Origin of the sequence: Salinibacterium sp. SWN248, assembly GCF_015864575.1 — a bacterium.
GTDB lineage: Bacteria > Actinomycetota > Actinomycetes > Actinomycetales > Microbacteriaceae > Rhodoglobus.
The window spans coordinates 365,201-378,522 of record NZ_JADYWW010000002.1 but is presented as its reverse complement, the minus strand read 5'-3'; the positions used below and the strand labels follow the sequence as shown (position 1 = coordinate 378,522).

Below are 13,322 nucleotides of genomic sequence, written 5' to 3'. Positions count from 1 at the left end.
CGCCCCGCATCCGCCCGACCGCCATCTGGCGGGTGCCTGCCTCAGAATCGTGGAATAGCGGATGCCCGGCTACGGTTTTGCCTACAGACGCGATCGGCGTCTCAGCGAAAGGGAGCTCGTGAATCAGCAGGTTCAGTTTGGACTCGGCACATTTGGCGACGTCACGGTAGATGAAGATGGTGCGCCGCTCAGCCAAGCGCAGGTCATCCGCAACGTTGTTGCTGAAGGAGTGCTGGCCGACAAGCTCGGCATCGACTACTTCGGTGTGGGCGAGCATCACCGCGACGATTTTGCGATTACCGCTCCCGAAACCGTGCTCGGCGCTCTTGCCGCCGCGACCACCAACATCCAGCTGGGCTCGGCCGTTACGGTCTTGAGCTCTGACGACCCCGTGCGCGTCTACGAACGCTTTGCCACCGTGGATGCCCTGTCGAACGGCCGCGCGGAGATCATCCTCGGTCGCGGCTCCTTCACGGAGTCGTTCCCGCTCTTCGGCTACAACCTCGCCGACTACGAAACGTTGTTCTCCGAGAAGCTCGACCTCTTCTCTGAGCTCATCAAGGAAGAGCCCGTCACTTGGTCGGGCACGCTGCGGGCGGGCCTCAAGAACCAACAGGTCTTCCCGCGCACCGAATCCGGCTCTCTCAAGACGTGGATTGGCGTCGGCGGAAGCCCCGAGTCTGTCGTGCGCGCGGCCCGCTACGGGATGCCGCTCGTGCTGGCCATCATCGGTGGCCAGCCCGAGCGCTTTGCTCCCTACGCGCAGCTGTTCCAGAACGCGCTGGCCGAGTTGGGGCAACCCGACCTGCCGATCGCCGTTCACTCGCCCGGCTACATCACCGACTCCGACGACAAGGTCGTTGAGGAGCTGTGGCCGCACTACAAGACCATGCGTGACCGCATCGGTCGCGACCGCGGCTGGCCCGAATCGAGCGTTGATGAGTTCATCGGCGAAGTGAAGCACGGCTCCATGTACGCCGGATCGCCGGAGACCGTGGCGCAGAAGATAGCGAACACTATCTCTGCCCTCGGCATCCAGCGATTCGACATGAAGTACAGCGCAGGAACCCTGCCTCACGAACGCATGATGCGCAGTATTGAGTTGTACGCCACCGAGGTCATTCCCCGGGTGCGGGAACTGCTGGCAGAGAAGGCCTAGTCGGCCTTCACCTCCGCGGCAGGCTCCGGGGTGGTCGGGGGAGTCGAGACTGTCGCCGGGGTGACGCGTCGGTTTCGTAGGGCAAATCGCACGATCATCACAACGATTGCGGCGACGATCGCGAGGAAGATGATCCACGGGAGCAGTACACCGGCGAGGACCAGCAGCCCGGAGAAGAAGGTGACGAGAGCGGCCCAGCCTGCACTGAGTCCGTCGAAGAAGTTGCCTGGTTCGACACTGGGCGCCTCGGCCTCAGAGACCAAACTGAGAGTCAGCGTGGACATCGCTACTTGATCATCGAGGTACCGTTTTTGTGACTTCAGGCTCTCCAGCTCGCCCTGACGGCTCGAGATCGCGGTCTCCAACTGGATGAGCGTATCGGTGTCCTCTGCCTTGGTGAGCAGTGCCAGCAAACGGTCGACGGATGCCTCAAGTGCGGTGATGCGAGCCTCGAGGTCCCGCGACTGCATCGTGACGTCGACCGCGTTGGTCGATACCTCCTGCAGTTCACCTAATCCCTTGAACTTGTCGAGAGTGGCAGTGAGATCGGATGCCGGAATGCGCAGCGTTAACGTCGAGCTCCCGCCGTTTCCCTCCGACGGGGCGTATTCGTTGCGGGCATCGACGTGTCCACCGACGGCTTCGGTGATGCGAATCGCCTCGGTGGTGGCGTCTTCCGGTGTTTCGACGATCACCGACATGTAGCCCGTCGTGATGACCTCGCGGCTGATGTCCGATCCGCTTACTAGTGCGCCGTCGGCGGCGGGTGCGCCTTGGTCCAGAACGGCCGAGTCGCCGGAGCTGCCGGCCTCCACCTGATCGACAAGGAACTCTTGGGACTCACTCGTGGATGTGTCGCTCATCCCTGCCGAACATCCCGACAGGGTTAAAGCGGAAAGTGCCAATGCTGTGGTGATGAATAGTGTGCGCCTCATGGTTTCCATGGTGGGCTGAACAACGGCGAAAAACTACCCAACGTTTGTCACGATTCGGGCGTCACCCCCGGATTGTTGTCGTGCGCAGAGTGAGCGAGGCCGGAGCGTGACCTTGACGTTATCTGGGAGCACTCTTGGTGTTCCATGGAAAATATGAACCTGCTCTCACCGCGTAGGTATTGTGAAATTGTGCCTCGACAGGGGCGCGAAAGACGCGGATTACCAACACAAGGAGCAATCATGGGTCTCATTGATAACGCAAAGGATGCCGGCGAAGCTACAGCCAAGAAGGTTGGCGAATTCGTCGATGACACCAAGGAACGCGTGAGCGACGCCGCCGATCAGGTCGAGGCTGACGCCGAAGTGTCGAAGGCTGAGGCCGACCTCGAACGCGCGAAAGCTGAGAGCGAAGCTACGAAGGCGAAGAACGAATACAAAGAAGACCTTCGCTAATAAGTGCTCTGGTCCCGCATCCGACCTTCTAAGGCTGGGATACTAGGGCCATGAACTTATGGGGCGCACTTCGACGCAGAATACTGCCGTCACGAGCACCCCTCCTGAACATCGCCGCGGATGAGGGTGATGGTCCCGTGATCATCTTCCTTCACGGAATCGCCTCATCAGCGGCGACGTTCGCGCACGTCATCCCGCAGCTGTCTGATCACTACCGTTGCATCTCGTTCGATCTGTTGGGCTTTGGGGAATCACCAAGCCCGGCAGACTCGAACTACACGATCGAAGATCACGTCGATTCCATCAGGTCGACGGTGCACTCTCTCAAGTTGGATGCCCCCTTCATTCTCGTCGGGCACTCTCTCGGAAGTCTTCTCGCGGCCCGCTACGCTGCAGCTCACCCGAGCAAGGTGAGCAGGCTGGTGCTCGTGAGTCCGCCCATCTATGTCCCGCCGAACCAGATCGGCGACCCGCTCATACGGGCGCGAGTCGGGGCCTATATGCGAGCCTACGAATTCTTGAGGACGAACAAAGAGTTCACCATGAACACCGTCGACACTCTTCGTCGACTTTTTCAGCTCGATGACATTCTCGATGTCTCTGAGCACAATTGGCGGGCATTCGTGCTGAGCCTTCAGAACTGTATCGAGACACAAACCACCGTGAGCGACATCGCCGCAGTGCGCGTCCCCATCGACGTTGTCTACGGCTCGCTCGACCAATTCATTGCGCCAGGCACCATGCGCATCATCGAACAGATGAGGCACGTCACCATGCACCGGGTCGAGGCGAACGATCACCTCGTGCGCAAACGTCTCGCAAAGCGTTTGGTCGCCGTTCTTGACGCGGGCCATGAGCTCGCAGAGAAGCAGCGATAGCGCGCACCGTGGCGCTTAACGTCGTCAGACGGCCCTGCTCGAAATGCTTGAGCAGAGCCGCCTGACGTAGTGCGTCGACTAGCGAGACTTAGCCGACACCGTTCATCTGATCCGTTTCGGTCTTACCGATAGCGGCAATAACGTCCGGGCGCTTCTTGGCAAGGTTGCGGTACCACACGACAGCCGCGACCATCACCGCAAGGAAGATGTAGGTAATCAGGTTCAGCGGGTACGGCGGCACGGGGTAGACGTTCGCAATGAACACCCAAATCATGCTCGCGACGGCGACGGTAGCGGCGATCCACACAAGCACGTTGGGGATCTTCTCGCGCTGCGTGTAGATGACACAGGCGATCGCAACGAGTGAGTACGCCACCATATAGCCGTAGGTGCCGAACGTGTCGACCCAGACCACGATGTCCATGGCGTGAACGCCAAAGGCGAGCATGACGACGTCGAGGGCGATCGCGAGCGGTCCGGCAACCAAGAGCACGCGGTGCGGGGTCATGTGGCGCTCGTGGGTGCGACCGAAGCGCTCAGGAACAACGCCTTCTTTTCCCATGACGTACAGGATGCGGCCCACAACGTTGAGCGGAGCAACAACAACGGCGAAGAACGATGCGCCAACGCCGAAGGTCAGAACCGGAGCGAACCACGCTGGCATGCCGATGGTGGTCGAGATCTCTTCGAGTGGGTTTGCGCTCGCGCCGAGACCGTCGCCCAAGATGACAACCTGTGTGTACGCGGCGAAGACGTAGAGGATGCCGACGGTGACAGCACTCCACATAATGGCGCGGGGGATAGCGGTGTAGGGGTTGCGAGCTTCACGGCCGAGTGCATCAGCCGACGAAAAGCCGACAAAACCGAGGATACCGAGAACCATTCCGGTCGCAACGCCCGATATGGGCACTCCAGTGAGCGAGAACTGCGAGGGGTCCCAAGCGTTTGCACCAGCCCAGACGAGAGCCATCACGAGCAGAACCAGAATGATGGCTACCGAGACGAGTTCAAGCACCAGCGAGATGCGAGCGGAGAGGCGGATGCCACGAATCGTGAAGAGCGTCGCGAGTCCACCGAGCAAAATGGCGAGACCGATCTGCGCGAGAACACCGCCAGCGGGAACCCCGATCGCGACGAGGAACTGGCTCATGTACGAGACGGAACCTCCCAATGATCCGGCGGCGATTCCCCAGCATCCGATCAGCAGGGTGACGCCGGCCACGTAGGCTCCGAATGGGCCGAGACCCTTGGAAACATAGGTGTAGAGCGAGCCGGCCGAGGCATGACGCTTCGCGAAGACGGCTACGCAGTAACCAACGCTCAGGATAACGACCGTGGCCAGGATGAAGGAATAAACAGTGCTGTTGCCGGCGCCCAAGAAGATGGCGGCGGCGGTGAACGCGATGACCGCGCTCGGGGCGATGTTGGCAATGGCTTGAGCGGCGAGTTCTGGGCCGCTCATTACTCCGCGGCGCAATCCCACATCGGTGGGGGTCGCGCTCGCGGTTGGTGGCGTGCTGGTTGGTGCTGACATGAACAAACTCTCCTCAGAGTGGGCGTAGTGACGCGAAGTGTCAGGGAATGAGCAGGGTGCGAAGGGCACCGCGGAATTCGAGATCATCGAACGCTTCCGCTGCCTCTGCGAGGGGACGTCGCCCAGATACGAGCGGGTCGAGTTTGAGCTGGCCGTCCATGTAGCGGTCGACGAGCGCAGGGATATCGATAGAAGGGCGAACGCTGCCGTAGTTCGAGCCGATGATGCGCTGGTCGGCTTCGGCAAGAACAAGAGGCTCGAAGGATGCACGAGCACCCGTCGGGGGGAGGCCAACGATGACCGCGGCTCCACCCAGACCAAGCATCTTAATGGCCTGTTCCGTCGTCGAGGTGCGGCCGATGGCATCGAAGGCGTAATCGACACCATCCGGAATCAGCTCGTAGAGGGCGGCTACGGCATCCACCTGCGACGCGTCGATTGCGTCGGTGGCGCCGAACTGGGTAGCGAGGGCGGTCTTCTCGGCGCGCACGTCGATCGCGATGATGCGTTCGGCGCCGGCGAGCTTTGCGCCCTGAACGACGTTGAGGCCAACGCCTCCACAGCCGATGACAACCACGGTCGAGCCTGGTTCAACGGCCGCGGTGTTGAGTACGGCACCCACGCCTGTCGCTACAGCGCAGCCGACGAGAGCAACGATATCCAGAGGGGCGTCATCGCGGATTTTTACCGCTCCGGATGCTGGAACAACAACTTCTTCAGCGAATGACGAGACGCCGAGGTAGTGGTGCATGTTCTCATCACCCTCGCGGCTCAGTCGAGACGTGCCGTCGAAGAGAACGCCTTTGGGGGCGACGACGGTGGCAACCTTTTGGCAACGAGCTTCGTGACCAGAGCGGCAATAGCGGCACTCTCCACACGGCGGAACCCACGAAAGGACTACGTGGTCGCCGACGGAGAGTGACGTGACGCCTTCGCCGAGTTCGACGACAACGCCGGAGCCTTCGTGGCCCATGACGAGGGGCGCTGGCGCGTCCCATTCGCCGCGCTTGATATGGAGGTCTGAGTGACAGACCCCCGCCGCAGCGATCTTTACGCGCACCTCGCCAGCCTTGGGGGCGGCAAGTTCTACGTCGGTGTATTCGAGTGGCTGGTCGGGGGAGCGGAAGACGATGGCCTTCATGGGTGCCTCCTGAGTGCGTGGATGATTACGCCGATGGTAGGGCGCGGAAATTCGCTGGGCACTGTGAAAGAGTGTGGAAACTTCCTGAGTTTCCACGATTATGTACACTCAGACAATGGCATTCGACGTTCTTTCCCTGACGCGGCTGCTCGGTGGAACGCTCAAAAATGCTGATAGGAGGGCAACTACGCCCATCGACTCCGTTATTGTGGCGCGCGATCTCACCGTGCACGCCCACCCTCAGTTTGTAACGGCGATTGTGGTGACCTCAGATGAATTAGCCGCTCTCTTGCGCTCCGACGACCACCGAAAGGATGCAGTTCGTGCAGGTGTACTCATCGTGGACGCAAGCCCTGCGGGAGCTGAGGGTGCCGATGGAATAGTTGTCGAACGGGTGATCGAAGACAGCGGCGTGATGGCAATACTGTGTCCGCCGCGAAGCCGGAGCGCCGTGCTCACCGAGATTGCGGCGGCGTTGGCAGTTGACCAAGCGGCGGAAGACCGACTCGTGACGAGCGGCACGAAAGTGCTCACGCAGGTTGCGCGACGTGGTGGAGTGAAAGCTGTCATGGCGGAGCTAGCTCATCGGATCGATGGTTGGGCAGTACTGCTCGACAGCCAGGGGCATGCAATTGCCAGTTCAGGCGCGGGAGCCCTGCACGTGCGCGATGCGGCCGCCGTTGCGCTCAATCAGCCGGTCCGAGTGCGGCACCCCGGTCTCCAGTTGCACCCGGTGGGCGCCAGCGAGGACCTCACCGCCTATCTCGTAGTCGCCTCGAGAGCCGGAGCGATGAGCCGCATTCGGGACCTTTCGTCACACGGAGCGGCGCTGCTTGACTTGCTGTTGCGCACCCACGACAACACCACCGCGGACAGACTCGGTCGGGACGTCATGATTACCAGCCTGTTGACTGGTCAGTCAGCAGATCCGCGAACCCTGCTCCGTCGCTGGGGTGTGCATGACGATCGCCTTACTGCTTTCGTGCTCAGCTCTCGGTCCAAGTCGGTCGACCTCGAGCGGCTTGTGACGCGTTGGTTCGATGAGCTCGGCTGGATGCACGTGATGACGTTGGAGAATGGGGCCGTCTTGGGCTTCATCCGTGACGACCGCGTTGATGCCGTGGCTACGCGAATTATGGACTACGCAAGAGAAGTGAACGTGCCCCTTCGGTGCGGATTCGGAACAAGCTCGCCGATTGAACACCTGGAGCAGAGTGCATCCGAAGCTCGCCAAGCGCATCAGGTTGCACTTGCTGACGGGCAGGTCCACGTTCAATACGAAGCGTTGCCGACTGTGCGGTTCGTGCTCGATCAGCTCGATAGTGACGCGCAAGCGAACCTCGCCAGAACCCTCAACGGGTTGCGCGAAAACGATGGTCAGCACGGTGAGCTCACGCGCACTCTCCGCGTATACCTTGCAGAGAATGGATCGCTCGGGATTACGGCAACGCAACTCGTCATCCATAGGCAGACTCTGAGTTCGCGACTGCGTCAGATCGAAGACCGCACGGGGCTCTCTATGGAGAACCCAGACGACCGCACTGCTGCGTGGCTCGCATTGCGAGCATTAGAAAGGTAGAGGTAGAACTCACAGCGGTCTAGCTGATCCGCTGCGGCGGGGTAGTACCGTGGAGGCCAACGGAGGGAACTCTCATGGCTCAACAACTCGATGCCACTGTCTGCATTGCGGGCGGAGGTCCGGCGGGAATTGTGGCCGGGCTCATCCTTGCCCGCGCTGGCATCGATGTTGTGGTGCTGGAGAAGCACGCGGACTTTCTGCGCGATTTTCGCGGCGACACGGTGCACCCGTCCACGCTGAATCTGCTCGACCAGTTGGGGCTGGGCGCCTCTGCGAAAGCGATCGAGCACAGCGAACTGTCGAGTCTGGATGCGGTCATTGATGGCATCCGAGTGCAGGCGGTTGATTTCACAACCCTGCCTGCCCCGCATCGTTATGTCACGCTCATGCCGCAGTGGGATCTGTTGACGTTGCTCGTTGAGGAAGCGCGCACACAGCCTTCGTTCCGGCTGGTGCTTGAGGCGACCGCGCAGTCGGAAATTCAGGAAAACGGCCGAGTGGTCGGTGTTGAGGCGAGCACGCCTGATGGCCCTGTGCGCGTGAATGCCGCGCTCACGATTGCGGCTGATGGGCGCGATTCTGCCGTGCGAGACTCGCTCGGTTTGGTGCCCGTTGATTACGGCGTTCCCATTGATGTGTTGTGGTTTCGGGTGCCGCGGCCGACACAACCCATGCGGGATACCTTGGCGAACATCCGGAATGGTTCTGCTCTCGTGACGATTCCGCGGCCGGACTATTTTCAGTGCGGGCTCCTCATCCGCAAGGGCGCTTTTCTTGAGTTTCAGACGGCCGGCATCGAAGCCTTCCGTCACAAGATCGCGAGCATCGCCCCGCGTCTGGCTGACGTCACGGCCGAGATCGGCAGCTTCGATGATGTGAAGCTGTTGTCGGTGCAGATCAACCGCTTGCGCGAATGGTCCGTTCCTGGCGCGTTGTGTATCGGCGACGCTGCCCATGCCATGTCGCCCGCTTTCGGCGTGGGCATCAACTACGCGATTCAGGATGCGGTTGCTCTCGCAAACATCCTGGTTCCCACACTGCGGAGCAAGGGGACGGATGCCGCAGCGATCGATGCGGCGTGTGCTGCCCTGCAGCGTCGCCGCGCGCTTCCAACGGCGCTCATGCAGCGCATGCAACGGGTAGCGCATCGGCTTATCAATCGCGCGACAAGTGGAGTCGTTCTGCACAACCCACCGCGCTTGCGCGAACGTTTTGTGATCGCGGTGGTTCTCCCGCGCCTTCGTCCTCTGTTAGCGAGGCTTGTGGGCTACGGGTTCCGCCCGGAACGCATCGCGCGCGGCATTCTGCGACCGCGCAGCTAGCAGCGATCAGCGCAGCTCCGGCCGTTGTGGCCTAGACAGGCGAGACCGCGCTAGTACGTTTCGAGAACCATAGTGACGGCCCAGACCACGCTGGCACCGATCAGCGCAGCAAACACGAGCAGCCAGAAGACCGACGGTACGCCTGTCCGCTTGAAGAGCAGGTAGGCGTCTGAGGTGTTCAACTGGTCGCGGCGACGAGTGTGTACGCCGATCACGGTGGCGAGGCCGCGCACGCTTCCCACGAGAAGCGCAATCGCGATAATCAGCAATACGTAGCTTTGCTGTTCCGGTGTTGCCCACACCCAGAGGGCGGCGCTCGCGGCGGCGGAGACGGCGACAACGAGGAAGCCAAAGAGGTTGCGGATCACGAGCAGGGTGAGCACGAGGATGATCCCGCCGACGAACAATGCCATAGCGGTGTAGCCCTGCGTGACACACCAGAGTTGCACGGCTCCGACGATTGCGGGAGCCGGGTAGCCAAGCGATCCACTGATGACGGAGCCGAGTTTGCCGCGCCCACTGCTGACGGCTTCGCCCGAGTGATTCATGCGAATTTTCATGCCGTGAACGAAGCGACCCGTCAGGATCGCGCCAACGGCGTGCCCGAGTTCGTGCACGAGGGTCGTGAAGAGTCCAAACCATTTCCAAATCGGCTGCGGGATGCTCAGCACGGCTGCGGCGGCCACAATCACGATCAGCAGGGTCGGCGAAATGTCGACGGGCGTGGTGCGGGCGAGAGAGTCGAGGAGGGCATCCATTGTCGAATTCTCTCACCTGCACTGGGTATTGCGAGCCATCTTCAGACTCCCACGCCGCGCGAAGTCTGTTCATAGAAACCCCATAGGGTTCTCGGGCTCAATGGGTACCAGCGTGAAAGCGCGACTACATCTCGCACCAACCTGGAGGCCCGCAATGAGCCAACTCACCATGATCGCCCTTGACCTTGTCGCCATCGGCCTTCTCACCTTCGCTCTGTACTTTGCTCGCCACCGCCGCCGCGACCTGCTTGTGGCGTACCTCATCGTGAACGTGGGTGTCATGGCTGTCACGGTCATGCTCGCCGATAGCGCGGTGGGCGTTGGTCTCGGTCTTGGCCTATTCGGCGTGCTTTCCATCATCCGTCTGCGCTCTTCTGAGATCGCACAACACGAGGTGGCTTACTACTTCGCCGCTCTCGCTCTCGGTCTCATTGCCGGGCTCGGCGCGGCTGACCTTTCGAGCACCACTACCACCACGGCCCTCGCTAGCTTTGTGGCTCCCGCTCTCATGGCGATGATTCTGCTGGTGATGACCTTCGGAGATAGCCCGCGACTGTTCCGCGCTTACCGTCAGCAGACGGTGACTCTGGATGCCGCAATCGCCGACGAGTCCATCCTGCGTCTGCGCCTCGAAAACCTTCTTGGCGCTCAGGTGCACTCCCTCACGATCGCCAAGCTTGACCTTGTCAACGACACCACCGTGGTGGATGTGCGCTACCGGATCACCGGCGGCGCCCACACCTCGAGTGCCACCGCCCCGACCACCGCGTCAGAGCTCCTGGAAGGAGCACGCCGATGACTACCCCCGACACCGAACGCTTCGCCACGATCTCGCTTGAGGAGTTGGCCGAACGGGCCTCTCTCCTGACGCGCGTTGACCGCAAGTATCTGGTGCCGGCATCCGATCTGGTCGCATTGCTCGGTGAGCTTGAAGACCAAGCCAGGGTGCTGGAGATCAACAGTCAGCAGCACTTTGACTATGAATCGGTCTACTTCGATACTCCGGGTGCCGCCAGCTACTTGCTGGCGGCCCACCCGCGTCGTCGCCGCTTCAAGGCTCGCACTCGCAGCTACATGGACACCGGCGACTGCTACCTCGAGGTCAAGACCAAGGGCTCGCGGGGAACCACCGCCAAGCAGCGTTTGCCGTATAGCTTCGACGAGCGCGATCACCTCACGGAGGCCGGTCGTGGTTACATCGACGAACTGCTACACGACGCTTCGGTCGAAGGAATCGATACGGAGACAATGGAGCCGGTGCTCACCACCCGCTACACCCGCACCACCCTGTTCTTGCCTTCCAGTGGCAGCCGCTGCACGATCGATAGCTCTCTCGTCTGGCAGCGCACTGCCGCCGACGAGCACGCCGCCGACGGGCCCGACAGCTCCGAGTTCGACGATGCCGAGTTCGGCACTACTGAACTGTCGTTCGCAGACACGGTGATTGTGGAGACGAAGTCGTCAGGTCAGGCCAGCGAGGTTGACCGCATCCTGTGGCGAATGGGGCACCGCCCCGACCGCATTTCCAAGTTTGCGACGGGGCTCGCTGCGTTGCGGCCAGAACTCCCCAACAACCGGTGGGCGCGCGTATTGCGCCGCCACTTCACTCCCGCGCTTGAAGCACAAGACCAGGCCTCGATTCTCGCTGCCTAACAACCCCACCCTAAGGACGCCGTGAGAAAGTCGAATCTCGTCGCCGCCAGCCTGTCCACGATTGTGCTCACAGTGGTGCTGGCCGGATGCTCCACTGCGGCCCTCAGCGACGCCGCAGCTGAGACGGCCGCGGTGGGGGCTCTGGGTCTTGACGCGACGCAGAATGCCGAGCAGATCATGGCGGCGAACGACACCGAGCCCACGGCATCCACCGACTTTGACTACACCGTGGCGCAGGCGGTGTCGATCGCTCTGCAGGGGTCGACGGCGATCGCCAGTGGTGCCGGTGCGGTTATTGAGGGCAGCACGATCACGATTACCACGGCGGGCACCTATGTGCTCGGTGGCACTCTCGATGATGGCCAGGTCATTGTCGATACCGCGGACGATGGCATTGTGCGTCTGGTTCTCGATGGTGCTGATATCTCCAGCTCGACCACGGCCGCGATCCATTTCGCGGCAGCGGACGAGGCGCAGATTGCTCTGGCGGGCGGCAGCGCCAATTCGCTCAGTGACACGAGCGCTTATGCCGAGGATTCCGAGGCGGGGGCGGCGCTCGATAGCAGCACCGACCTCCTCATCTGGGGTGATGGCTCGCTGACCGTCACCGGCAACGCGAACGATGCGATTGCGAGCTCCGATGGGCTCACGATCGACTCCGGAAGCATCGCTGTCGACGCCGTTGATGACGGCATCCGTGGCAAGGATTACCTCGTGATTCAGGGCGGCGAAGTCACGGTCACTGCGGGCGGCGACGGACTCAAAGCTGACAACGAAGACGAAGAAACTCGCGGTTTCATTGCGATCACGGCAGGCATTGTGGTCGTGGATGCCACGGGCGACGGCGTGCAGGCAGAAACCGATCTGGTCGTCACGGGCGGCTCACTCGCAGTGGTGGCCGGTGGCGGGGCCGCTGTTCTCGCCGATGCTGATGTGTCGTCGAAGGGGCTGAAGTCAGGCGACTTCACCGTGCTTGAGGGCGCTGGCGTTACCATCGATTCTTCCGATGACGCGGTGCACTCCGATGGCGCCATTCACCTCGCCTCGGGCAATATCACGCTCGCAACCGGTGATGACGGTTTCCACGCCGAGGGCACCGCTTACATCAGCGACGGAACCCTGCTCATTACGCAGAGTGCCGAGGGAATCGAAGGTCAGGCCGTCACGATTTCTGGTGGCTTCATCGATGTCACAGCGAGCGACGATGGCATCAATGTGTCGTCATCAGACGGTCCTGACGGCGACGAAGCTGGTGGGTCAGCGACGGGAACAGAGGACGCCGCCGAAAGCACCAACACTTTGCTGATCACCGGTGGGGAGATCCTGATCGATTCTGGCAGCGACGGTATTGACGTGAACGGTGCGGCCAGCATTGAGGGCGGAACGATCGTTGTCACCGGCACCACCGACAGCCGCAATGGCGCGCTCGATACCGACAGCACCTTCACCATTTCGGGCGGAACACTTCTTGCAGCAGGCAGCTCGGCAATGGCAGAAGCGCCGGACGCCGAATCCGAACAGGCCACTGTCTCGTTCACGTTCGATACCGACCTCCCCGCGGACACCGTGGTGACTCTCGTCGATAGCGCCGGCAATGCGGTGGCGGCCTTCACCACCCTGAAAACAACCCAGTCGATTGTCTTTAGCTCTGACGTGATCGTGGCCGGTGCAAGCTACGACGCCTATACGGGCGGCGCCGTGGGCGACACCATTCTTGGCGGCTTTGCGCACGCGGGCGACTACTCAGCCGCCAGCCTCGTCTCGACGGCGATCGGCGGCGAAGACCCCGTCGGTAGTGTTTCGGGAGAGCGCGCAGGTGCCAGATCAGGAACCGGTGCTAGCGACCGCCCCGAGCGCTAAGCACCGCTGATGGCGTACTAGCTGACCGCTAGAGGGCGTAGCGTTATCCC

The 13,322-nt window shown here is 61.6% G+C and carries 12 protein-coding genes; 8 read left to right on the top strand and 4 right to left on the bottom strand.

The features are described 5' to 3' along the window. Positions 1–118 precede the first annotated feature (118 nt). Entirely contained in the window at positions 119–1,159 is a 1,041-nt protein-coding gene (locus I6E73_RS11675) for an LLM class flavin-dependent oxidoreductase (protein WP_197125772.1), read from the top strand. Here I6E73_RS11675 and I6E73_RS11670 read toward each other — a convergent pair. Then, on the bottom strand, positions 1,156–2,022 hold the full coding sequence (locus I6E73_RS11670) for a DUF4349 domain-containing protein (protein ID WP_197125771.1): 867 nt from the start codon (positions 2,020–2,022) through the stop codon (positions 1,156–1,158). The genes I6E73_RS11675 and I6E73_RS11670 overlap by 4 nt on opposite strands. Positions 2,023–2,334: 312 nt before the next feature. Here I6E73_RS11670 and I6E73_RS11665 point away from each other — a divergent pair, with 312 nt between their 5' ends. After that, positions 2,335–2,547 carry a hypothetical protein gene (locus I6E73_RS11665; RefSeq protein WP_197107727.1) on the top strand — a complete coding sequence of 71 codons (213 nt, stop codon included), beginning with the start codon at positions 2,335–2,337 and terminating at the stop codon, positions 2,545–2,547. Between the two features lie 50 nt (positions 2,548–2,597). After that, on the top strand, positions 2,598–3,425 hold the full coding sequence (locus tag I6E73_RS11660) for an alpha/beta fold hydrolase (protein ID WP_197125770.1): 828 nt from the start codon (positions 2,598–2,600) through the stop codon (positions 3,423–3,425). Between the two features lie 88 nt (positions 3,426–3,513). Here I6E73_RS11660 and I6E73_RS11655 read toward each other — a convergent pair whose 3' ends face one another. Further along, the gene (locus I6E73_RS11655; RefSeq protein WP_231600906.1) at positions 3,514–4,959 is read right to left on the bottom strand and encodes an APC family permease; all 1,446 of its coding nucleotides are present in this window, start codon (positions 4,957–4,959) and stop codon (positions 3,514–3,516) included. A gap of 40 nt (positions 4,960–4,999) precedes the next feature. Beyond that, the gene (locus I6E73_RS11650; protein ID WP_197107723.1) at positions 5,000–6,100 is read right to left on the bottom strand and encodes an alcohol dehydrogenase catalytic domain-containing protein; all 1,101 of its coding nucleotides are present in this window, start codon (positions 6,098–6,100) and stop codon (positions 5,000–5,002) included. 115 nt (positions 6,101–6,215) lie between these two features. Here I6E73_RS11650 and I6E73_RS11645 point away from each other — a divergent pair, with 115 nt between their 5' ends. Both I6E73_RS11645 and I6E73_RS11640 read left to right on the top strand, forming a co-directional pair. After that, positions 6,216–7,679, top strand: a complete 1,464-nt coding sequence (locus tag I6E73_RS11645) for a CdaR family transcriptional regulator (protein WP_197125769.1) — start codon at positions 6,216–6,218, stop codon at positions 7,677–7,679. 74 nt (positions 7,680–7,753) lie between these two features. Next, positions 7,754–9,001, top strand: a complete 1,248-nt coding sequence (locus tag I6E73_RS11640) for an FAD-dependent oxidoreductase (RefSeq protein ID WP_197125766.1) — start codon at positions 7,754–7,756, stop codon at positions 8,999–9,001. Between the two features lie 50 nt (positions 9,002–9,051). Here I6E73_RS11640 and I6E73_RS11635 read toward each other — a convergent pair whose 3' ends face one another. Continuing rightward, entirely contained in the window at positions 9,052–9,759 is a 708-nt protein-coding gene (locus I6E73_RS11635) for a M50 family metallopeptidase (protein WP_197107717.1), read from the bottom strand. A gap of 154 nt (positions 9,760–9,913) precedes the next feature. Between I6E73_RS11635 and I6E73_RS11630 the strand changes: the two genes are divergently transcribed. From I6E73_RS11630 to I6E73_RS11620, 3 genes are read left to right on the top strand one after another with little or no spacing between them, the layout of a single operon-like run. Next, positions 9,914–10,558, top strand: coding sequence for a DUF4956 domain-containing protein (locus tag I6E73_RS11630; protein WP_197125764.1), 645 nt, complete (start codon positions 9,914–9,916; stop codon positions 10,556–10,558). After that, entirely contained in the window at positions 10,555–11,412 is an 858-nt protein-coding gene (locus tag I6E73_RS11625; protein WP_197125762.1) for a VTC domain-containing protein, read from the top strand. The genes I6E73_RS11630 and I6E73_RS11625 overlap by 4 nt, the downstream gene beginning before the upstream one ends. A 21-nt stretch (positions 11,413–11,433) precedes the next feature. After that, positions 11,434–13,272 carry a carbohydrate-binding domain-containing protein gene (locus I6E73_RS11620; RefSeq protein WP_197125760.1) on the top strand — a complete coding sequence of 613 codons (1,839 nt, stop codon included), beginning with the start codon at positions 11,434–11,436 and terminating at the stop codon, positions 13,270–13,272. Positions 13,273–13,322 lie beyond the last annotated feature (50 nt).